The organism is Streptomyces sp. RG80, from assembly GCF_040446465.1.
Lineage (GTDB): Bacteria > Actinomycetota > Actinomycetes > Streptomycetales > Streptomycetaceae > Streptomyces.
Window position 1 is genome coordinate 246639 of sequence record NZ_JBEAAJ010000013.1, and the last position, 20751, is coordinate 267389.

The window sequence follows — 20751 nt, forward strand, 5'->3', positions numbered from 1 at the left end:
CGATCACACACATTGGTCGGTTAGTGTCACCGGATGCTCGATGCCACCACCCGCTCTGGGGGCACCGCCACGGTCGCTCCCACGGCCGCCGCCACGGAGCTCGCCCTCACCGCCGCCACCGTCCCGACCGGCCTCGCCGCCCGTTGCTCCAGAGTGCTGCTCTCGCCCTGGTCACGGCTGTCCCTGCTGGTCGCGCTGCTCGTCGCGGCCGGGACGACCGTGCTGCTCCTGGAGCCGCAGCGGCTGTTGGCGGACGGCTGGCCACCACAGCTGGGCGGCGCCGCGGCGGCGCTGGTGTTCGCGGTGGCGTACGGCCTGTGCACGGTGGCGTTCGTGCCGCGCCCGCTGCTGAACCTCGCGGCGGGCGCGCTCTTCGGCTCGCAGATCGGGCTCGGCGCCGCTCTGGCGGGCACCGTGTTGGGCGCGGGCATCTCCTTCACCCTGGGCCGGATGCTCGGCCAGGACGCCCTGCGTCCGCTGCTGCGGGGCCGCTGGCTGAAGGCGGCCGACGGCCAGCTGAGCCGCCACGGCTTCCGCTCGATGCTGGCGGTACGGCTGTTCCCCGGGGTGCCGTTCGCCGCCGCCAACTACTGCGCCGCGGTCTCCCGCATGGGCTACGTCCCGTTCCTGCTGGCGACGGCGCTCGGCTCGATACCGAACACGGCGGCATACGTGGTGGCAGGCGCCCGTGCCTCGACACCGACGTCCCCGGCCTTCTTGATCGCGATGGCAGCGATCGCCGTACCCGCGTTGGTGGGCGCGGTGGTGGCATGGCGCAAACGGCACCATTTGAAGCGCCGGTAAGTGAGCGTCCCTCAAGGTGCGCGGGGCGCGACAAGCCCCCGCGCACCCGCAGCCGCTCAAACCGCCTCGAGCACCATGGCGTTGGCGAGCCCACCGGCCTCACACATGGTCTGCAACGCGTAACGCGCGCCCCGCTCCCGCATCGCATGCACCAACGTCGTCGTGAGCCGCGTCCCGCTCGCCCCGAGCGGATGCCCGAGCGCGATGGCACCCCCGTGCACATTGACCTTCGCCAGATCCGCCCCCGTCTCCTGCTGCCACGCCAGCACCACGCTCGAGAACGCCTCGTTGACCTCGAACAGGTCGATGTCGTCGAGCGACAGTGAAGCCCTGCGCAGCACCTTCTCCGTGGCCGGGATGACGCCGGTCAGCATCAGCAGCGGGTCCGAGCCGGTCACGGCGAAGCTGTGCAGCCGGGCGATCGGCCGCAGGCCGAGTCGGGCCGCGGTCTCGCTGGACGTGATCAGCACGGCCGAGGCACCGTCGTTGATCGGGCTCGCGTTGCCCGCGGTGACGTTCCACTCGATCTGCGGGAAGCGCTCGGCGAAGGCCGGGTCGTGGTAGGCGGGCTTGAGCCCGGCGAGGGTCTCGGGCGTGCTGGACGGCCGTACGCACTCGTCCCGCGCGACGCCGTCCAGCGGCGCGACCTCGGCGTCGAAGAGCCCCTTCTGCCAGGCCTCGGCGGCCTTGTGGTGGGAGGAGACGGCGAAGGCGTCCATCTGCTCGCGCGTGATCGACCACTTGGCCGCGATGAGTTCCGCGCTGATGCCCTGCGGGACCAGCCCCTCCGGGTAGCGCTCGGCGACCCCGGGGCCGAAGGGGTCCTTGCCGGGCGGCACGTTGGACCACATGGGCACCCGGCTCATCGACTCGACTCCGCAGGCCACGACGAGGTCGTAGGCGCCGGAGATGACGCCCTGGGCGGCGAAGTGCACGGCCTGCTGGGAGGAGCCGCACTGGCGGTCCACGGTGGTCGCCGGGACCGTGTCCGGGAAGCCCGCCGACAGCACGGCGTAGCGGGTGGTGTTCATGGCCTGCTCGCCGACCTGGTCGACGGTCCCGCCGATGACGTCGTCGATGAGCGCCGGGTCGACGCCGGAGCGCTCGACGAGGGTGCGCAGGGTGTGGGCGAGGAGCTCGACGGGGTGGACGTGCGCGAGGGAGCCGTTCGGCTTGCCCTTGCCTATCGGGGTGCGTACGGCTTCGACGATCACTGCGTCACGCATGGTGCGGGCCTCCAGAACGGTCGGGACCATCAGGGCTACCAGTCAGTAGGAAATCCAAACTCACCATAGCTCTGGGAGTTGGAAAATCAAACCCTCCCCTAGAATCGGCATCATGGCCGTCCCCAAAGACCCGCGCCCCTGTTCCATCGCCGACGCCCTGGCGCTCGTCGGCGAGAAGTACTCCCTGCTCGTGCTGCGCGAGGTGTTCCTGGGCAACGGGCGCTTCGACCAGCTGGTGCGCAACATCGGCGCCCCGCGCGACATCCTGGCCACGCGGCTGCGCCGGCTCGTGGACGCCGGGATCCTCACCAAGCGGGCCTACAGCGAGCGGCCGCAGCGCTTCGAGTACCGGCCCACACCGGCGGGGCTCGAACTGGAACCGGTCCTGGTCACCCTGATGGCCTGGGGCGACCGCCACCTCCGCCAGGACGACGACCGCCCCATGGTGGTCGAGCACGTCTGCGGCAACGAACTGACCCCGGTCGTCACCTGCGCCGGATGCGGCGACCCGATCCGCCACGAGGACCTCACCGCGCATCCGCAGACACCGGGCTGGACGGTGGCGGGACCGTCGGCGGCCTGACCGCGCACGGGCATGACCATGCCTGCGCCCGACCAGGCGTGGGCGACTAGACGTGTGCGACTAGCCGTGTGTGACTAGCCGTGTGCCCGGCAGAACGCCCGTACGGCCTGGTTGAAGAGCTCCGGCGTCTCCAGGTTGCTGACGTGCCCCGCACCCGGCAGCACCACCAGCTCGGCGCCCGGAACGGCCTCCTCGAAGGCGCGGGCCACGCTCAGGGGCGACCGCGCGTCGAGCTCGCCCCACAGGAGCAGCGTCGGCACCTCGATCCGGGGCAGCAGGTCGCGCTGGTCCGCCTCGGCCATCAGCAGGAGCTGCGCACCCATGCTCGCCGGGCGCACATCGCGGGCCATCGAGTCGAGCAGCGGCACGAACTCGGCGGGCGGCTCCCCCGCGAACAGCCCCGGCACCGTCGGATCGAACTCCTCCGGTGGCACCGAGAGCATCCGCCGCACGCCCTCGACCCGCGCCGCCACCTCCTCCGGCGGCAGGGAGCCCTTCCAGCCGGCGTAGGCGTCGACCATGAGCAGCGTCCGGACCAGCTCGGGACGGTGCCGGTACAGCTCCAGCACGACCGTCCCGCCCCAGGAGAGCCCGGCGACCTGGGCCGGGCCGAGGCCCACGTCCTCGATCACGGCGGCGAGACAGTGCGCGTAGTCCGCGAGGGCGAAGCCCTCAGGCAGCTCCGAGGACCGGCCGGCGCCCGGTTCGTCCCACGCCACGACCGTGAACTCGTCGGCCAGCGCGTAGAACTGGGGCTGCCACATGCGGGCGTTGACGCCCGCACCGTGGACGAGAACCAGGGGCGGCCCCTGTCCCGCACGGTCGTAGGCGACCTGGAGGCCACCGACCTGCACCATGGCCATGCCTTCAGGCTAGGCGCCCCCACCGGCGGTGTCGCGACGAATCGGACGGTTCAGGCGCCCTTGTAGACGTCCAGCCGCCCGCACATCCCGAACCTGCCGTGCTCCGACGGCTGCTCGGCCCGTACGACGGCCTGCGCGAGGTGCGACGGATCGCCGGCCTCCAGACGGTCCAGCTGCTCCCCCGTCGCCGCCGCGGCCGCCGCCGCACCGGCCCGCCAGCGCTCGCGCCACTCGGCGAGCCGGGGCCGTACGAGGGCCGCGGCCGCGCGATGGAAGGCGGCCAGCCCCTCGGGAGCCTCCCGCAGCGCCCGGTAGCCCTCCATGGCGAGGTCGCGGCGGGCCCGCGCGATCCGGGCCCGCTCCGCCTCCGGCGCGTCCGCGGGGACGGCGGTCGCGGCGGCGTACCGCTGCGGGTCGGCCAGGTACTCCGGCGGCAGCGTGAGCACCGCGTCGCCCGCCTCCGGCAGTCCGCTGTTCTGCATGAGGACGGTGATGCGCAGGTCGTCCTCGTTGACCAGCCGGTGGATGGTGCCCGGCGTGAACCGGGCGACCGTACCGGGTACGAGGGGCGTGACCTCGTACCCGGCCGTCGTGAGGGTCTGCACCGAACCCCGGCCGCCGGTGACGACGTACGCCTCCGAACAGGTCAGGTGCATATGGGGAGTTCCGCCGGAGACACCGTCGGCGGCGGGCCAGTCGTAGACGCACAGGTGCGAGACGGCGACGCCGCCGGGCAGCCCCTCGAAGGCGGTCACCACGGATGCGCCGCCAGGTACTTGGCGATCTCCTCCCGCTCCCAGGCGCCGTCGGCGACGACGACGCGGTAGCGGCGGGTGAGGGTGTCGCCGGGGGCGAGTGCGAACTCGTCGTAGAAGGCCCAGGAGGGGGCCACGCCGGCGAAGGGTTCGTTGCGGACGAACCAGTGGGCCGGGTGGGCGCCTTCCTCGCCGAGGTGGTCGTTCTCGGGGGCGTGCTCGAAGACGAGGGTGGCGTGGCCGTCCGTGCCGTCGTGCTCGCCCGAGAGGGCCAGCCAGGGGGCCTGTTCGCCGAGCAGGCCGGGGCCCTCGGCGTCCGGCGCGATGATCCGTCCGCCGCGGAAGGCGCGCGGGCCGCGCCAGAACAGGCCCGTGTAGCCGGCCAGTTCGCGGCCGGCGGTGGTGGGGCTGCCGAAGACCAGCGGCTCGTCGCGCCGGTTGGTGACGGCGCTGGTCCAGGTCAGCGCCCAGGAGCCGGACTCCTGGTCGACGTCGTGGATCTCGATCCGGCGCTCCTCGTCGGCCCACAGCTCGCCGCCGTACGGGTGCCAGGTGAGCCGCTCGGCGATGACGACCCGGTCGCCCTCGGCGGCGACCTCGTCGAAGCCGACGTGCGCCATCGAGCCGACGCGCTCGGGGATCTCGAGGTAGCCCTCGCCGTGCACGTAGGAGTTGCCGCCCCACAGGTTGGCGCCCGACAGGTGCGAGGCGGTCAGGGACAGGCCCTTGTGCCAGCGGTGGTCGTTGGGCCGGTAGTCGGTGACGATGTCGCCGGCCAGGGTCCGCAGCGGGTGGAGATACGGCTTGGGGGCCTCCCAGGCGGCCTCCGGAGCGTAGACGTAGGAGAGCAGCTCGACGCCGGTGGCCGGGTCGGTCACCGTGATCCGGTCGCCGTGCGCGTGGACGATGCGCAGCCCGGTCATACGGGCACCTCCTCGCTGACGACGGGGGCCCAGCCGGGCGCGTTCCCGTGCATGGCCGTGTAGAACGGGTCGCCCGGACCGATCTCGCCCGCTCTGACCGTGACGTCGGTGAAGGCCGACTTGTAGAGCGCGGCGACCAGCTCCAGGCTGCCACGACCGTCGGCACCGCTGCTGCGCGGCCGCTCCCCGGCACGCATGCTCGCGACCAGCTCACGCAGCTGCTCCAGGTGCGAGCTGGGCACGTCCGCGCCGAAGTCCCGCCAGGCGGCGGCCTCCTCGTCCGGGACGCCGGGGGCCGGGGTGATGGTCCAGTTCGCGTTGCCGTGACCGTACAGATGGGTGAGTTCGACGGTCGCGCGCTCGCAGTCGATACGGATGCGGCTGACCTCGTCGGGGCTCAGCACGCTGTTGACGACCGTCGCCATCGCGCCGTTCGGGAAGCGGAGCAGGGCGGTGGAGACGTCCTCGGTCTCCACGTCGTGCACCAGCCGTCCGGCCATGGCGCGCACCTCGCTCCACGGGCCGAGCAGGTCCAGCAGGAGGTCCATCTGGTGGATGCCGTGGCCCATCGCGGGGCCGCCGCCCTCGGTCGCCCAGCGGCCGCGCCAGGGCACGGCGTAGTACGCGGTGTCGCGGTACCAGGTGGTCTGGCAGTGCGCGACGAGCGGGCGGCCCAGGGCCTGAGCGTCGAGCAGTCGGCGCACATGCCGGGTGCCGGAGCCGAAGCGGTGCTGGAAGACGATCGAGGCGTACGGGCCGCTCTCCTTGCCCTCCTCCGCCTCCACGGCGTCGAAGTCGGCCAGCGTCGGCACCGGGGGCTTCTCGCACCACACCCAGGCCCCGGCGCGCAGCGCGGCGACGGTCTGGTCGCGGTGCAGGGTGGGCGGGGTGCAGATGCTGACGAGGTCGGGCCGCTGCTCGCGCAGCATCCGGTCCAGGTCGGTGTAGGGGTGCGGGACACCGCCCGCCGCGCAGAACTCCTCGACGGCCCTGGCATCGATGTCAACCGCCGCGACCACCTCGACCTCACCTTCGGCGGCGAGCGCGGCGAGGGCGGTCAGGTGGGAGCCCCGGGCGATGGCACCGGTACCGATCACGGCGGCCCGGATACGACGGCCGTCGTAGGGAGTGGTGGGTGACATGGGCGGGATCAGCACTCCTCGGACGAACGGCAGACAGCGCCGACACCTGCCATATGAGCAGCAAGCGCTTTCTCTCCGCAGCAACCTAAGCGGCCGCACCCTGGCCGGTCAACAGCGCGTACCCCCTGCTCACCGACTGCTCACCGATGCCCCACGGACACCCTGTGCCAAGGCTGTCACCCGGGGCCGCTAGGCTGCCCTCCACACCTGTGATCACCGCGGCCCGGACGGCTCGGTGTGCCCGTCGCTCCTCCCACGATCAGCGCTTGGACTCCCTACCTCCATGTCTTGGTTTGAATCCTTCATCCTCGGACTCGTCCAGGGGCTGACCGAGTTCCTCCCCGTGTCCTCCAGCGCGCATCTGCGCCTGACGGCGGCCTTCGCCAAGTGGGACGACCCGGGCGCCGCCTTCACCGCGATCACCCAGATCGGCACCGAGGCGGCCGTGCTGATCTACTTCCGCAAGGACATCGGCCGGATCATCTCGGCGTGGTGCCGGTCGCTGGTGAACAAGGAGATGCGCCGCGACCACGACGCCCAGATGGGCTGGCTGGTGATCGTCGGCTCGATCCCGATCGGCGTGCTCGGCGTGACGCTCAAGGACCAGATCGAGGGGCCGTTCCGCGATCTGCGGATCACCGCGACCATGCTGATCGTGGTCGGCATCATCATCGGCATCGCCGACCGGATGGCGGCCCGCGACGAGAGCGGCGGCAAGCACCGGGCCGCCAAGCAGCGCAAGGGCCTGGAGGACCTGGGCGTCCGGGACGGTCTGATCTTCGGCCTCTGCCAGGCCTGTGCCCTCATCCCGGGCGTCTCCCGCTCCGGCGCCACCATCAGCGGCGGCCTCTTCATGGGCTACAAGCGCGAGTCCGCGGCCCGCTACTCGTTCCTCCTCGCCATCCCCGCGGTCCTCGCGTCCGGCCTCTTCGAGACCAAGGACGCGATGGAGGGCGGGCACGTGGACTGGCCTCCGACGATCTTCGCGACGATCATCGCGTTCGTCGTCGGGTACGCGGTCATCGCGTGGTTCATGAAGTTCATCTCGACGAAGAGCTTCATGCCCTTCGTCTGGTACCGCATCGCGCTCGGCATCGTGATCATCCTGCTGGTGACGTTCGGCGGACTGAGCCCGCACGCGGCGGAGTCGGCGGGCTGACGCCTTTTGTCGCCCCTGCGGCATGCGCACGACGGCGAATCCGACACGTTCGCACAGTGAACTCCGTGACCCATCACATACGTTGCGTGTAGCCGTTCGGTAGCGCAGTGTCAGTTCCTGCCCTTAGGCTTGTCCGCATGTCCCCCGAATCCGTGGCCTCTGGTTCCGTGCGGTCTGCTGCCGAAGTGAACGAGCAGATCCGTGCGTTGTGGCTGCGGGCGGGTGGTTCGCTGTCCACCCAGGAGCGCGAGGAGTACGAGCTGTTGGTGGTCGAGTGGGCGGCCGCGATCCGCAGCAGCATCATCGAAGCGGCCTGAAATCGCGCTCCCCGCTCAGTCGTTGACGGCGCCGTAGTGCACGACGCCATCGCGCGGCAGCAGATGGCCCATGCCCCGCTTCTCGGGCATGACGCCACCCAGATACGCGGCGTCGGTGAGACCGGAGACGTTCCATCCGATCACTCCGAGGCTGAACGGCGCCTCGCGGAACGCCTCCATTCCGACACCGGCCAGCCAGTCGTCCGCGGCGGCCGACCGGATGAACGCCCCCTCCTGGAACACGACGCCCGCCTGCTCCAACGCCCTCGGCGGCACCCCGAAGTCCACCCAGTCGCTGTCGTCATCGTCACGCACCGCCATGACCGCGCACGCGACGAGCTGCCCCGAAGGCAGCCGCACCCGGCCGAAGAGCCACCCGAACTCCTTCAGCGAGGCGACCGTGCACGGCACGGGCTCCTGCTCCTCCGGCTCCCGGTCCCCGTGCCCGTAGCACCCCTGCACGCCCGCCGCGGCCCACACCGCGCTCAGCACGGCCTGGACAGCGGCGTCGTCCGTCGAACCGACCTCGACGGCCAGCTCGTAGGTGCCCTCGCCCCAGGACTGGTGGCGGAACGAAGCGGCGTACGTCATGAACCGATCATCCCGCATCGAGGAGTTTCCTAGGATCCACCCCATGGAGCACCTCGACAGCGTCCCCGAGCGCCAGGGTCTCGTCATCTTCCTGAACGGCACCTCCAGTTCGGGCAAGTCGAGCATCGCGGCGGAGCTGTCGGCGATCCTCGACGAGCCCTGTTTCCACCTCCCCGTGGACGCGTTCCACGCGATGCGGTCGAACGCGACCGTGCCGCCGGACCGGCTGGGCACCGTGCTGCACCGGACCTGGCGTGGTTTCCACCGTGCCGTGGCGGGGATGGCCGCCGCCGGCAACGACGTCGTCGTCGACCATGTGCTCAGCGCCGAGTGGCGGCTGCGCGACTGCCTCTCGCTCTTCGACCCCCGGCACGTGGTGCTCGTCGGCGTGCACTGCCCGCCGGAGGAACTGGCGCGCCGGGAGCGCGAGCGGGGCGACCGGCCGCCGGGCCTCGCGGCACGCCAGCTGGAGCAGGTGCACTCCCACGGGGTGTACGACGTCGAGTGCGACACGAGTCGCGCCACCCCGCGGGAATGCGCCCTGCTGATCAAGGAGTTCCTGGCGAACCGTCCGACGCCGACGGCCTTCGAGCGGTTGGGCGCGGCACTGTGACGCTGCGCATCACCGGTCCAGCAGCTCGCAGGCCTCGCGGAAGTCGCCGTAGGCCTCGCCGTACTGTTTGGCCGCGAGCAGGAACATGGAGCGGTCGGTCAGGGCCCGGCCCAGCGCCTGACGTTCACCGAGGCGCCGGGCGAGCGCCACACCCTCGTCGAAGAGAGGGTGCAGCGGCTTCAGGTCCGGGGAGCCATGACGCTGCTCCTGGAACACAGCGGTGCGGATGGCCAGTCTGCGGTGCAGGGCGAGCAGTTCGGGCAGAGACGCGGACGGGTCCTCCCGCAGCGCGGTCAGCTGCTCTTCGAGGGGGCCCAGCCCGTCGAGGTACGCCTTCCTGACCTCGCGCGACCAGTGCGCGGGGTCCCATCCGAAAGGGGGCGCCGGCGCCTCGGGCGTCGGCACGGGCTCCGCCGATCGGCCCGACAGGGCCAAGAGCGTGACCCACGACGAGACGCCGCTCCAGCGCCTGTCCTCCCCGGCGCGGTCCAGCTCGGCGAGCAGGACAAGGGCCTCCTGCCTGTCCGTTCCGGCCTGCGTGGGACATCCGGCGGCGTCCAGCATCCCGGATCGGTAAACCAGTCGCCAGACCAGGATCGACGGGAACGTGTCTCCCGCGGCGACCTCGTCGCGGGAGTAGTCCACCAGTTCGGCGAACGCCTCCAAGGCCTCCTCCTGGCGTCCGGCCGCCTCGAGAACGGACACCCACTCGACCGCGGCCGAGGGATAGCCCCTCCACCGTGGCTGGTTGCGCTCGTCCGCGACCCCCTTCGCGCAGACCTCCGCCGCCTCCTCGTACCGCCCCTCCTCGGCCAGTACCACCGCCAGCTGTCGCTGCCCGTACCCGGGGATCTTCACCTGCCCGTTCTCATACCCCCACCGCCCGGCCTCGGCCATCTCCTCAAGGATGGCGAAACCCTCCTCCCGGCGGCCCGCGGCGTACAGACCACGCTGGTAGGAATCCAGGACGCGGACCAGCAACTCGGTCCGGTTCGGGTCCCCTTCGTCGATCCGCCGTGCCGTGGCCACCGCCTCCGCGTGCCAGACCAGCCGTACGTCCGGCAGGTCCCGCAGCTCCGGCTCGTAGCCGTACGCCACCAGCGCGTCGGCCAGCTTGGGAACGTAGGTCAGCGGGCTCACCACGGACAGCACCCGGTACGCCTCCACCTGCTCCGCGACGCTCAGCCCGTCCGATCCGAGCAGCATTGTCCGGGCCCGTTGCACCGCATCCTGATCGACCTTCTGCGCGTCATCCATGACCGCGATTCTGAGAGTCGAACAGGGCCTCGAACAAGGCTGTCGAGCAGTGCCGTTCGTCCTACGAAAACGGCCTCCGACCTGTCATGATGGACACGTATTCACCCCTCGGCGGCTCCTCTTCACGAACCGTTCGGGTACGCCCGAAACACCACGCGCGGCAACGAGGTCCGCTTCGCTACCGTCGAGCCATGCGAGCGATCGTCATCGGCGCCGGTATCGGAGGGCTGGCCGCGACCCTGAGTCTGCGTCGCGCCGGGCACGAGGTCGTGCTGGTGGAGCAGTCGCCGCGGTTCACCGAGGCCGGTGCCGGAATCCAGCTAGCGCCCAACGCCACCCGGGTGCTGCGCGGCCTCGGCCGGCTGGACGCGGTCGCCGCGCAGGCCGCACCACCCGGCGAACTGAGCTTCCGCCGCTGGTCCGACGGGGCGGAGATCTGCCGGTACACGCTGGGGCGCGAGGTCGACGCCGAGTTCGGGGCGCCCTATCTGCAACTGCACCGGGCCGATCTCCAGCAGGCCCTGGCCGCCGCCGTGCCGCCCGGGTCGGTGCGTCTGGGCACCCGGGTCGTGCGCATCGAGCAGGACGACAGGTCCGCCCACGTGACGACGGCGGGCGGTGAGCGCCTGACCGCGGATCTCGTCGTGGCCGCTGACGGCATCCGCTCCGCGGCCCGGCAGTGGCTCTTCGGCGCGGACGCGGCGGTGTTCTCGAGGACCGCCGCCTACCGCGCGCTCCTCCCGGCCGAGCAGGTCGCCGATCTGGACCTCCCGGACACCGGGATCTGGCTCGGGCCGGGCCGGCACTTCGTCCACTACCGGGTGCGCCGCGGCGAACTCCTCAACGTCGTGGCCGTGTTCGGGACGGACACGGCCCGGGAGTCGTGGACCGAGCTCGCGGAACCGGACGAAGCGCTGCGCGCCTTCGAGGGGTGGGAGCCCCGGGTGGTCCGGGTGCTCGAACGCGCGGGGCGGATGTACCGCTGGGGCATCCACACCCGTGCCCCGCTCGCCCGTTGGGGTTGTGGACGGGTGACCCTGCTGGGCGACAGCGCGCACGCGATGGTGCCGTTCCAGGCGCAGGGCGCGGCACAGGCGCTCCTCGACGCGGCCGTACTCGGCGACTGCCTCAGGGGCGCGGGCCCCGCCGACGTACCCGAGGCGCTCGACCGGTACGCGCGCCGACGGCTGGCCGGCGCCACGGAGATGCAGGCCCGTTCGGCGCGGGCCGGCGACGAGTTCCACCTCGCGGACGGTCCCGAGGCCGAGGCCCGCGACGCCCGGATGGCGGCGCACGCGGCCGAGCAACGGTTCCTCCCGGTGGCGGCCGCGTGGGCAGCCGACGTAGTCGACGAGCCGGGGGCGCCTTGAGCGGCCGTCCGAATGTCACCGCACGCCTCTTGGCCCCGCCCGTCCCATGCCCAACACTGAGCCGATGACGCAGCGTGTGGAGCTCGCCACCGTGATGGACCGGCTGGCCGTCGACGGGCTGATCACCGACTACGCCGTCGCGGTCGACGACGGCGACTGGGAGGCGTACCGAGGACTGTTCACCGCGGACGGACGCGCGGACTACCGCTCGGCCGGCGGGGTCGAGGGGGACGCCGGGCAGATCTCCGCGTGGCTCGCCGAGAACCTGCGGGTGTTCTCGATGCGGCAGCATCTGATCGTCAACCGGCGTATCACCTTCGGCCAGTGGGACCACGACACGGGCGACACGGCCCGCGTCCAGGCCGACTACGTCAACCCGATGCGGATGGCCCCGGACGGCGAGGCCTCCGCCCCCGACTTCGTCTGCGGCGGCCGCTACGCCTTCGGGCTGCTGCGCACGGACGAGGGCTGGCGGCTGCGCGAGGTCGTCGTGCAGGAGAAGTGGCGGCGCCTCCCGGCCGCCGAACCACGCCCATGATCAACTGAGTCGACGCCCTCTGTCCCCGGGGCGTCCGCACCACGCACACTGGAGGGACGCACGGGGTAGGGAGGCGCCGCATGAAGACGCTCAGCCACTGGCTCGCCTCCCCGTGGCGGCGGTCCGTCCTCGCCGCCCTGGCCGGCGCTCTGCCCGTGCTCGCCTTCCCGGAACCCTCCCTGTGGGGGTTCGCCTACGTCGCCCTGGTCCCCTGGATCGCGCTCGTCCGCTCCGCTCCGACCGGCAAACGGGCGGCGTACGACGGCTGGTGCGGCGGGTTCGGCTTCATGCTGGCCATGCACCACTGGCTGCTGCCGAGCCTGCATGTGTTCACCCTGGTCATCGGGGCCCTCCTGGGCGCGCTCTGGGCGCCGTGGGGCGTGATGGTCCGTCACTTCCTCGCCGGTACGCCCTCGCGCGGCCGGATCGCCGGTGCCCTCCTCGTGCTGCCCTCGGGCTGGCTGCTGGTCGAGCTCGTCCGTTCCTGGCAGGGGCTCGGCGGGCCGTGGGGGGTGCTCGGCGCCAGTCAGTGGGAGGTGGAGCCGGCGCTGCGGCTGGCCTCGGTGGGCGGGGTGTGGCTGATCAGCTTCCTGGTGGTGACCGTGAACGTCGCGGTCGCCGTGCTGGTCACGGTGCGGCAGGCGCGCGTGCCCGCCGTCGCCGGACTCGTGGCCACGGCCGCCGCGACCTCGGCGGCCTGGATGTGGTCGCCGCGCCCTCAGGCCGACGGCGGCGTGCGGATCGCCGTCGTACAGCCGGGTGTCGTCGACGGTCCCGACCGGCGTTTCGCCCGCGAGGAGGCCCTCACCCGGCAACTCGCCGGACAGGACGTCGACCTGATCGTGTGGGGCGAGAGCAGTGTCGGCTACGACCTCGGCGACCGCCCGGACCTCGCCCGCCGGCTCGCCGCGCTCTCCGCCGCGACCGGGGCCGACATCCTCGTCAACGTGGACGCCCGGCGCTCCGACAGGCCCGGTATCTACAAGAGTTCGGTACTGGTCGGGCCCGAAGGGCTCACGGGCGACCGTTACGACAAGATGCGGCTGGTGCCGTTCGGCGAGTACATCCCGTTCCGCTCGCTGTTCGGCTGGGCGACCTCTGTCGGCAAGGCCGCGGGCGAGAACCGGCGCAGCGGCGACGAGCAGGTCGTGATGGACGTCGGGAACGGGCTGCGGGTCGGCCCGATGGTCTGCTTCGAGTCCGCGTTCCCCGACATGAGCCGGCACCTCGCCGAGGACGGCGCCCAGGTGCTGATCGCCCAGTCGTCGACCTCCACGTTCCAGTGGAGCTGGGCCCCGGAGCAGCACGCGTCGCTGGCCGCGCTGCGCGCCGCCGAGACCGGCCGCCCGATGGTGCACGCCACCCTGACGGGAGTCTCGGCCGTCTACGGCCCGGAAGGACAGCGGATCGGCTCGTGGCTGGGCACCGACGCGAGCACCACGGCGGTCTACGACGTGCCGCTGGCCACGAGTGTCACGCCGTACGTCCGCTTCGGCGACTGGCTGACCCGGGCGGCACTGCTCGTCGTCGCCGGCTGGTGCGTGGGCCTGGGCCTGAAGGCCGTACGGCTCAGGCGGGCCGCTCCTGAACCGCGTGTACCACCCGCTCGCACAGCTCATGGGTCGCCAGCGCGTCCCGGGCGCTGAGCACCTTGCCCGCGCGCACGGCGTCGAGGAAGGCCGTCACGACCTGCTCGATGCCGCGCTGCCGGGCCACCGGCACCCAGTCCCCGCGCCGTCGCACGGTCGGCTGCCCCTTGTGGTCGATGACCTCGGCGAGGTTGACCACCTGACGCTTGGTGTCCTGTCCGGACACCTCCAGGATCTCCTCGGCGGAGCCGCTGAGCCGGTTCATGACCCCGAGCGCGGTGAAGCCGGCGCCGGAGAGCTGGAGCACCACGTGGTGCAGCAGCCCGTCCTCGACGCGGGCCCGCACGGTCACGTCGTCGACCGGGCCCGGCGCGAGGAAGCGCAGGGTGTCGACGACATGGATGAAGTCGTCGAGGATCATCGACCGGGGCTCCTCCGGCAGCCCGATCCGGTTCTTCTGCATGAGGATCAGCTCGCGCGGATGGTCGGCGCACTGCGCGTACCCGGGCGCGTAGCGCCGGTTGAAGCCGACCGCGAGGGACACCTCGCGCTCCTCGGCGAGCGCCACCAGCCGCTCCGAGTCGGCGAGTTCGTACGCCAGCGGCTTGTCGACGTACGTCGCCACGCCCGCCTCCAGCAGCCGCGTCACGATCTCCGGGTGCACGGCGGTGGGCGCGTGCACGAAGGCCGCGTCGAGCCCCTCGGCGAGGAGCGAGTCGAGATCGAGGTGGCGCTGTCCCTCGGGCAGGCGCAGGCCGTCGGCGACGCGGGCGAGGGTGGCGGGCGTACGGGTCTGGAGATGCAGTTCGACCCCTGGCAGACCGCCGAGCACCGGCAGATAGGCCTTCTGGGCGATGTCGCCGAGTCCGATGCAGCCGACCTTCACTGGATCTCCCTACCGCTTGCCCGCGCCTGACACGACCGAAGCATACGGCGGCAGCGGGGGCCGCCAGTCGGCGATGCCGTCGAATCCGCGCAGGAAGAGGGCGGGGCCGGCCAGTGAGAGCGCGGCGATCGCGGTGTCGCGTACGACCATGAGACCGCGGTTCGCGGTCAGGTTCAGGCGTCCGATCCTGACGGCCTGACGGGCGATGGCGGTGGTACGGGGCAGGCGGGCCGCCGAGTAGGCGGCGAGGTCGGTGTGGTGGTGCGCGAGGACGACCGCGTCCTCGATCGCCTGGTTGCCGCCCTGGCCGAGGGTCGGGGGCATGGCGTGCGCGGCGTCGCCGAGGAGCGCGACCCGGCCCCGGTGGAAGGCGGGCAGTGGCTCGGCGATGTGGTGGACGTCGTGGCGCAGGACGTCCTCGGGCCGGGCGGCGGCGAGTACGGCGGGGATCGGGTCGTGCCAGTCGCCGTAGCGGCGGACGAGTTCGGCCCGCTCGTCCGGGGCGCGCTCCCCCGCGGGTGCCAGGGCGGCGGCGTACGCGTAGACCCGGCCGTCCTTGAGCGGGTGGGTGCCCCAGATCCGGCCCCGGCCCCAGGTCTCGTGCGAGGCGAACTGCGTCCCGGGCAGCGGGATCACCAGGCGCCAGGTGGTGAATCCGGAGTAGGCGGCGCCGGGGTGGTCCGGGAACAGCGCACGCCGTACGGCGGAGTGGATGCCGTCGGCGGCCACGACCAGGTCGGCCTCCAGCTCGCCGTCGGGTGTCCGCACGCGGGCCGGGCGGTGGGCGTCGCCGGGGTCGACGAGGGCGGTCTCGGCGGCGGTGCGGACGGTGCCGGGTGGGAGCAGGGCGGCGAGGCTGTTGACGAGGGTGGCCCGGTGCAGCAGGACGAGCGGGCCTCCGAAGCGCTCGGCGGCCGCGGCGGCGCTGGAGCGGGAGAGCCAGCGTCCGCGCGGGGTGCGCAGTCCTCCGTCGCCGGACCAGGCGGCGAGGTCGCGGATCTCGTCGCCGATGCCGAGGACGTCCAGGGCGCGCAGGGCGTTGGGGGCCAGGGAGATGGCGGCGCCGACCGGTGCCAGAGAGCGCGACCGTTCCAGGACGGTGACCTGGCTGCCGCGCAGGTGCAGGGCGGCGGCCGCGGCGAGGCCGCCTATGCCGCCGCCGATGACGATCACGCGCCGGGGCTGTGCCATGGGTGCTCCTCCGGTCGGTGGACCTGGGGACTACAGGTGTAGTGTCCCGATGACTCGACTGTACTACAGGCGTAGTGCGCCGGGTAGGTTGACCCTCATGTCCGTACGCACCGCACCCGCCTCCCGGGCCGACCTCGTCGCCGACACCTCCCTCGCGCTGCTCGCGGAGCGCGGGATGCGGGGGCTCACACACCGGGCGGTCGACGAGGCGGCGGGGCTGCCGCAGGGGTCCACGTCGAATCTGGCGCGCACCCGGCAGGCACTTCTGGAGTTGGCGGTACGCCGTCTCGCGGACCGCGAGGCGAAGGTGCTGGCGCTGCACGAGATGCCGGATCCGGCGGCCGGCCTCGATGCCATGGCGGACGCGCTCGCGCTGGCGACCCACCGCGCCCTCACCCACCACCGCGAACTCACCCTCGCCCGCTACGAACTGGCCCTGGAGGCCACCCGCCGCCCCGAGCTGCGGGCTTACTTCGACGCGACGGGGGCCCGCTTCCGCGACCAGCTCTCGGTCCTCGTCACCGCGCTGGGCTCGACGGCCCCGGACCGGCATGTGCTGTCGTTGGTCGCGTGGGCGGACGGGCTGATGTTCTCCTGCGTGGCCGGCTCGTTCAGCGCCCGGGTGCCGGGCCCCGAGGAGGTGCGGGCGGGGCTGCGGGAGCTGCTCGACGGGATGCTGGGGTCATGAAAACGCCTGGTGGGACCCGGCGAGTTGGGACACGATGCGGGCATGACCACTGAGCGCACCGAACCCGCGACGAACGCCGACGAACGCACGATGCTGGAGGGCTGGCTCGACTACCACCGTCAGACCCTGGCCTGGAAGTGCGAGGGCCTGACCGACGCCCAGCTCAGGACCGCCGCCGTGGAGCCCTCCGAGCTGTCCCTGATGGGGCTGGTGCGACACCTGGCCGAGTGCGAGCGCGGCTGGTTCCGCAAGGTGCTGGCCGACGACGACCCGGGGCCGATCTACTACAGCGAGGCGGACCCGGACGGCGAGTTCCATCTCACCGAGGCGGACACCTGGGCGGAGGCCTACGCCACCTGGCAGGCGGAGATCGACGTGGCGCGGCGCAACGCGGCCCGATTCGGCCTGGACGAGCTGTCCGCGGGCAAGCACCGGCGCACCGGTGAGCGCTTCAACCTCCGGTGGATCTACACCCACATGATCGAGGAGTACGCCCGCCACAACGGCCACGCCGACCTGATCCGCGAGCGGGTCGACGGCGCGACCGGCGACTGACGTCACCCTCGCGGACGGGGCACCCTCCGTACGGGGGCGGAGATCACCCGTGCGGGCCAACCTCCGCTTGTCCGCTGTCCCGAATCCGGCGCGACCCAGCAGAGTTGCGCAGATGCAGCGAACGACGACGACCGCAGCGCTCCTGGTCACCGTGGCTGTCTCGGCCCTCTCCGGCTGTGTGACGGTCCAGCACCCCTCCGTCGCGCCGGGCCCGCCGGTGGCGCCGACCCAGCCGTCGGCGCCGCGGCCCGACGGACGGGCCGAGCCGCAGGTCGTACAGGCACCGGCCCAGGAGGCCCTGCAACTCATCGAGTCGTCCCGGAAGTCGAGACCGAGCGCGCCCGAGCCGAGGGACGCACCGCCGTCCTCCGTCGCCGCACCGGCGCCCGAGCAGCCGGCGCCGCGCTCACAGCCGCACGCCCGGCCGGAGCATCCCGGGGCCGGGCACCCAGAGGTCCGGCGGCCGCAGCGGCCGCACGTCGAGATCCCCGACGTGGCCACCCAGGTGCCGAAGAACCCGGACGTGTGCAAGCTCGGCAAGCAGTACGGCGCGTGGCGCAAGGACAGCCCGGAGGCGGCGATCTGCGAGCAGACGTACGGGCGTTAGCCGAGCGCCCTTCACGGGCACGGGGGCGACCGGTCACAGCCGCTGCCGCGGCGGCCCCCACCCGTCGGCGCCGGGGGCGCCGCCCTCACCGAGCCGTAGCTCCAGTCGGCTGATGGCGGCCCGGACCCCGTCTCCGTAGCTGTCCTCGCCGAGCGACTCCGCCGCCCCTCGGGCCCGGCGCAGATGGGTGCGGGCGGCGTCGGAGCGGCCGAGCTTCACATAGTCGGCCGCGAGGTTCAGATGCAGCGAGGGGTAGAGCGCCCGCACCGCGAGCGCTCCCTCGTGCTCGGCGAGACGGTCGTCCGTGAGTTCCTCGGCGGCCGTCAACGCCCGCAGGTCCCAGGCGAGTTCGTCACAGGGGTCGTCGTGGGTGTCGGCCATGTAGTGGGCGAGGGTGCAGCGGTGCAGCGGGTCGCCGTCCTCGCCGATCTCCGCCCACAGGTCCAGGAAGCGGTGCCGGGCCTCCTCGCGGTCCCCCGCGTGGTGCAGCATGACGACCTGCCCGATCCGCGTCATCACGGCATCCGGCGCCGTCTGCTCCTGTCGCTCCGCCACCGCGTCCTCCGGGCCACTCGTCGGTCGATACGACCCGACGCTAACGGCCCCCACCGACAATCCCGGTCAGGCGGCACCGGGCCGGTCCGGCGGGGAACCGGCCCGGCGGCGGTCAGCCCAGGCTCGGGATCGTCCAGTCGATCGCCTCGTGGCCCTGCTGCGCGACCGCCTCGTTGATCTGCGTGAACGGGCGGGAGCCGAAGAACTTCTTCGCCGACAGGGGCGAGGGGTGCGCGCCCTTGACCACGATGTGCCGCGTCTCGTCGATCAGGGGGAGCTTCTTCTGGGCGTAGTTGCCCCACAGCACGAAGACCGCCGGGTCGGGCCGGTCGGCGACCGCGCGGATGACGGCGTCGGTGAACTTCTCCCAGCCCTTGCCCTTGTGCGAGTTCGCCTCGCCGGAGCGGACGGTGAGCACCGCGTTGAGCAGCAGGACACCCTGCTGGGCCCACGGCAGCAGATAGCCGTTGTCCGGGATCGGCGTGCCGAGCTCCTCCTTCATCTCCTTGTAGACGTTCCTCAGGGAGGGCGGGGTCTTCACACCGGGGCGCACCGAGAAGCACAGGCCGTGGCCCTGGCCCTCGCCGTGGTACGGGTCCTGGCCGAGGACCAGGACCTTGACCTGGTCGTAGGGGGTCGCGTCCAGGGCGGCGAAGACCTCCTCGCGCGGCGGATAGACGGGACCCTTCGCCCGCTCCTCCTCGACGAACTCGGTCAGCTCCTTGAAGTAGGGCTGCTGGAGCTCGTCGCCCAGGACCCCGCGCCAGGACTCGGGCAGCATGGCGATGTCGGTCACGTCAACGTCCTTATGTCGTGCGGTCACTTCAGGTCTGAGAACCTACAGGCGACCACTGACAGTGCGCCGCTACCAGCTGGTCTTCCGGTACAGATCCCACATGGTCATCATGGTCGCCGGGTCGATGACGTTCTCCAGACCGCCGATCTCCTCGTCCGCGGCCACGTACTGCTTGCCCTGCCACAGGGGCAACAGCCGTGCGTCGTCCACGAAGATCTGCAGCGCGTCCTCGATCTGCTGGCCCACCGCCCCGCGGTCGCTCTCCGCGCGCGACTCCGGCAGCAGCTTGCCGGTGATCTCGGGGGCTTCGTACGGGGTGCCGAGCGCGTTCTGCTCACCCACGAAGGGTGCGATGAAGTTGTCGGCGTCGTTGAAGTCCGGGAACCAGCCGCGCCCGAAGACCGGGTACTCGCCGTTCTGGTAGCCCTCGACGTAGGTCTTCCACGGGCGGCTCTTGAGGGTGATCGTGAAGAGGCCGGAGGCCTCCAGCTGCCGCTTCAGCTCCTCGAAGGCGGGCTTGGTCGTCGAGCCGTAGCGGTCGGTGGTGTACCAGAGGGTCAGTGGGACCTGCTCGGTGATCCCCGCTTCTGTGAGGAACCGCTTGGCCTTGGCCACGCTGGGGTCTCCGAAGTCGTCGAAGAAGCCCGTGGTGTGGCCGATGAGTCCGGCCGGGACCATCGAGTACAGCGGCTCGACGGTGTCCTTGTAGATCTTGTGCACGAGCGCGGAGCGGTCGACGATCTGGGCGACGGCCTTGCGGACCGCGGGCTTCGCGGCCCAGGGGTCCTTGGGGTTGAACACCAGGTAGCTGATCTCGGAGGTGGCGTTCTCGACCAGCTGGAGCCCCTCCTCACGCTGGTTCTCCTCGATGTCCACGGTGTCGGCGGCGGGGAGCCCGCGGTAGACGACCGAGATCTCCTTCTTCCTGAGGGCCTTGACCATGTCGTCCGACTGCTGGAAGTAGCGGATGGTGACGGCGCTGTTCTTGCGATCCGCTATGCCCTTGTAGTGGTCGTTGCTGGCGAGTTCGGCCTTCTTGCCCTCGTCCCAGGCGTCCAGGGTGTAGGGCCCCGAGCCGTCGATCCCGCCGTCCTTGCGGATCTCGGTCGCGGAGTACTCCTCAGGGTCCACGATCGACATGGCGGGCGTGGTGAGCACCAGGGGGAAGGTGGCGTCGGGCTGGCTGAGATGGAAGACGACCTCGCGATCGCCCCTCACCTGCACCCGGGAGAGAGTGCCCAACAGGCCCGCGGGACCGCCGTTGACGTTGATCTTCTTGATCCGGTCGATCGAGTACTTGACGGCCTGGGCGTCCAGGGTGTGCCCGTTGGAGAACTTCAGGCCCTCGCGCAGCGTGCAGCTGTACTCGGTGCTCGTCGTGTCCGTGAACTCGCAGCTCTCGGCGGCGTCCGGCTCGGGCGCGGTGCCACCGGGCGAGTAGTTCAGGAGCGTCTGGTAAACGTTCCGGAACAGCTCCCAGGAACTGTCCCAGGACGCGGCGGGGTCCAGGGTGCTCGGGGCGCTGGTCGTGCCGACGACGATCGGGCCCCCCTCGTCCGAGGAGTCGGACGACAGGACGCCACATCCGGCCACCAGCGACGATATGGACGCGGCGGCCGCCATCCGCCGAAGGCTTCTGTTCCGGTTGAACACGCGCACGCTCCTCGAGCTGCCATACCAAGGGTTGGCAGACCATACCGCAGCTTTACCCGGCCTGAACCGGGCCCTCCGGCCCGTTCCTGG

Annotated in this window: 23 protein-coding genes; 11 read left to right on the forward strand and 12 right to left on the reverse strand. The window is 71.8% G+C overall.

Annotated elements, in window-relative coordinates:
- Window positions 1-33: 33 nt before the first annotated feature.
- Window positions 34-804: a TVP38/TMEM64 family protein gene (locus ABKA17_RS39100; protein ID WP_353697139.1), complete on the forward strand. Its 771-nt coding sequence runs from the start codon at window positions 34-36 to the stop codon at window positions 802-804.
- A gap of 56 nt (window positions 805-860) precedes the next feature.
- Here ABKA17_RS39100 and ABKA17_RS39105 read toward each other — a convergent pair whose 3' ends face one another.
- Entirely contained in the window at window positions 861-2030 is a 1170-nt protein-coding gene (locus tag ABKA17_RS39105) for a thiolase family protein (protein WP_353697140.1), read from the reverse strand.
- 112 nt (window positions 2031-2142) lie between these two features.
- On the opposite strand from ABKA17_RS39105, the gene ABKA17_RS39110 reads away from it, so the two are divergent.
- The gene (locus tag ABKA17_RS39110; RefSeq protein WP_353697141.1) at window positions 2143-2613 is read left to right on the forward strand and encodes a winged helix-turn-helix transcriptional regulator; all 471 of its coding nucleotides are present in this window, start codon (window positions 2143-2145) and stop codon (window positions 2611-2613) included.
- 74 nt (window positions 2614-2687) lie between these two features.
- On the opposite strand, the gene ABKA17_RS39115 is transcribed toward ABKA17_RS39110, so the two are convergent.
- The 4 genes from ABKA17_RS39115 to ABKA17_RS39130 are packed head-to-tail and all read right to left on the reverse strand — an operon-like array spanning window position 2688 to window position 6296.
- A complete protein-coding gene (locus ABKA17_RS39115; protein ID WP_353697142.1) occupies window positions 2688-3476 on the reverse strand; it encodes an alpha/beta fold hydrolase in 789 nt (262 codons plus the stop codon).
- A 50-nt stretch (window positions 3477-3526) separates the two neighbouring features.
- Entirely contained in the window at window positions 3527-4234 is a 708-nt protein-coding gene (locus tag ABKA17_RS39120) for a cupin domain-containing protein (protein ID WP_353697143.1), read from the reverse strand.
- Window positions 4228-5154, reverse strand: a complete 927-nt coding sequence (locus ABKA17_RS39125; protein ID WP_353697144.1) for a DUF6807 domain-containing protein — start codon at window positions 5152-5154, stop codon at window positions 4228-4230. Before ABKA17_RS39125 ends, ABKA17_RS39120 begins: the two co-directional genes overlap by 7 nt.
- The gene (locus ABKA17_RS39130) at window positions 5151-6296 is read right to left on the reverse strand and encodes a Gfo/Idh/MocA family protein (RefSeq protein ID WP_353697145.1); all 1146 of its coding nucleotides are present in this window, start codon (window positions 6294-6296) and stop codon (window positions 5151-5153) included. Before ABKA17_RS39130 ends, ABKA17_RS39125 begins: the two co-directional genes overlap by 4 nt.
- Window positions 6297-6579: 283 nt before the next feature.
- Here ABKA17_RS39130 and ABKA17_RS39135 point away from each other — a divergent pair, with 283 nt between their 5' ends.
- Together ABKA17_RS39135 and ABKA17_RS39140 are read left to right on the forward strand one after the other, a co-directional pair.
- On the forward strand, window positions 6580-7455 hold the full coding sequence (locus ABKA17_RS39135) for an undecaprenyl-diphosphate phosphatase (protein WP_353697146.1): 876 nt from the start codon (window positions 6580-6582) through the stop codon (window positions 7453-7455).
- 137 nt (window positions 7456-7592) lie between these two features.
- A complete protein-coding gene (locus ABKA17_RS39140) occupies window positions 7593-7772 on the forward strand; it encodes a hypothetical protein (protein WP_353697147.1) in 180 nt (59 codons plus the stop codon).
- Window positions 7773-7787: 15 nt separating this feature from the next.
- On the opposite strand, the gene ABKA17_RS39145 is transcribed toward ABKA17_RS39140, so the two are convergent.
- Window positions 7788-8363 (reverse strand): hypothetical protein, encoded by a 576-nt coding sequence (locus ABKA17_RS39145; protein WP_353697148.1) that lies wholly within the window; start codon window positions 8361-8363, stop codon window positions 7788-7790.
- A gap of 43 nt (window positions 8364-8406) precedes the next feature.
- Between ABKA17_RS39145 and ABKA17_RS39150 the strand changes: the two genes are divergently transcribed.
- Complete coding sequence (locus ABKA17_RS39150; protein WP_353697149.1) at window positions 8407-8976, forward strand: chloramphenicol phosphotransferase CPT family protein; 570 nt, start codon at window positions 8407-8409, stop codon at window positions 8974-8976.
- A gap of 9 nt (window positions 8977-8985) precedes the next feature.
- Here the strand turns inward: ABKA17_RS39150 and ABKA17_RS39155 are convergent, their stop codons facing one another.
- Entirely contained in the window at window positions 8986-10233 is a 1248-nt protein-coding gene (locus ABKA17_RS39155) for a hypothetical protein (RefSeq protein ID WP_353697150.1), read from the reverse strand.
- Between the two features lie 191 nt (window positions 10234-10424).
- On the opposite strand from ABKA17_RS39155, the gene ABKA17_RS39160 reads away from it, so the two are divergent.
- The 3 genes from ABKA17_RS39160 to lnt all read left to right on the forward strand — a co-directional run bounded on the left by ABKA17_RS39160 (window position 10425) and on the right by lnt (window position 13787).
- Window positions 10425-11603 (forward strand): FAD-dependent monooxygenase, encoded by a 1179-nt coding sequence (locus ABKA17_RS39160; RefSeq protein WP_353697151.1) that lies wholly within the window; start codon window positions 10425-10427, stop codon window positions 11601-11603.
- A 64-nt stretch (window positions 11604-11667) separates the two neighbouring features.
- Window positions 11668-12141 (forward strand): nuclear transport factor 2 family protein, encoded by a 474-nt coding sequence (locus ABKA17_RS39165; protein ID WP_353697152.1) that lies wholly within the window; start codon window positions 11668-11670, stop codon window positions 12139-12141.
- Between the two features lie 80 nt (window positions 12142-12221).
- Complete coding sequence (gene lnt / locus ABKA17_RS39170) at window positions 12222-13787, forward strand: apolipoprotein N-acyltransferase (RefSeq protein WP_353697153.1); 1566 nt, start codon at window positions 12222-12224, stop codon at window positions 13785-13787.
- Here the strand turns inward: lnt and ABKA17_RS39175 are convergent.
- Window positions 13711-14616, reverse strand: a complete 906-nt coding sequence (locus ABKA17_RS39175; protein WP_353697154.1) for a Gfo/Idh/MocA family protein — start codon at window positions 14614-14616, stop codon at window positions 13711-13713. The genes lnt and ABKA17_RS39175 overlap by 77 nt on opposite strands.
- A gap of 9 nt (window positions 14617-14625) precedes the next feature.
- On the reverse strand, window positions 14626-15807 hold the full coding sequence (locus ABKA17_RS39180) for an FAD-dependent monooxygenase (RefSeq protein WP_353697155.1): 1182 nt from the start codon (window positions 15805-15807) through the stop codon (window positions 14626-14628).
- A gap of 97 nt (window positions 15808-15904) precedes the next feature.
- Here ABKA17_RS39180 and ABKA17_RS39185 point away from each other — a divergent pair, with 97 nt between their 5' ends.
- From ABKA17_RS39185 to ABKA17_RS39195, 3 genes are all read left to right on the forward strand, one after another.
- Entirely contained in the window at window positions 15905-16495 is a 591-nt protein-coding gene (locus ABKA17_RS39185) for a TetR/AcrR family transcriptional regulator (protein WP_353697156.1), read from the forward strand.
- A 42-nt stretch (window positions 16496-16537) separates the two neighbouring features.
- The gene (locus tag ABKA17_RS39190) at window positions 16538-17050 is read left to right on the forward strand and encodes a DinB family protein (RefSeq protein WP_353697157.1); all 513 of its coding nucleotides are present in this window, start codon (window positions 16538-16540) and stop codon (window positions 17048-17050) included.
- Between the two features lie 112 nt (window positions 17051-17162).
- Window positions 17163-17657: a hypothetical protein gene (locus ABKA17_RS39195; RefSeq protein ID WP_353697158.1), complete on the forward strand. Its 495-nt coding sequence runs from the start codon at window positions 17163-17165 to the stop codon at window positions 17655-17657.
- A gap of 33 nt (window positions 17658-17690) precedes the next feature.
- Here ABKA17_RS39195 and ABKA17_RS39200 read toward each other — a convergent pair whose 3' ends face one another.
- From ABKA17_RS39200 to ABKA17_RS39210, 3 genes are all read right to left on the reverse strand, one after another.
- Window positions 17691-18212, reverse strand: a complete 522-nt coding sequence (locus ABKA17_RS39200) for a hypothetical protein (RefSeq protein ID WP_353697159.1) — start codon at window positions 18210-18212, stop codon at window positions 17691-17693.
- A gap of 112 nt (window positions 18213-18324) precedes the next feature.
- Window positions 18325-19008, reverse strand: a complete 684-nt coding sequence (ung, locus tag ABKA17_RS39205) for a uracil-DNA glycosylase (RefSeq protein ID WP_353697160.1) — start codon at window positions 19006-19008, stop codon at window positions 18325-18327.
- A gap of 69 nt (window positions 19009-19077) precedes the next feature.
- Window positions 19078-20661: an ABC transporter substrate-binding protein gene (locus tag ABKA17_RS39210; protein WP_353697161.1), complete on the reverse strand. Its 1584-nt coding sequence runs from the start codon at window positions 20659-20661 to the stop codon at window positions 19078-19080.
- Window positions 20662-20751: the final 90 nt, after the last annotated feature.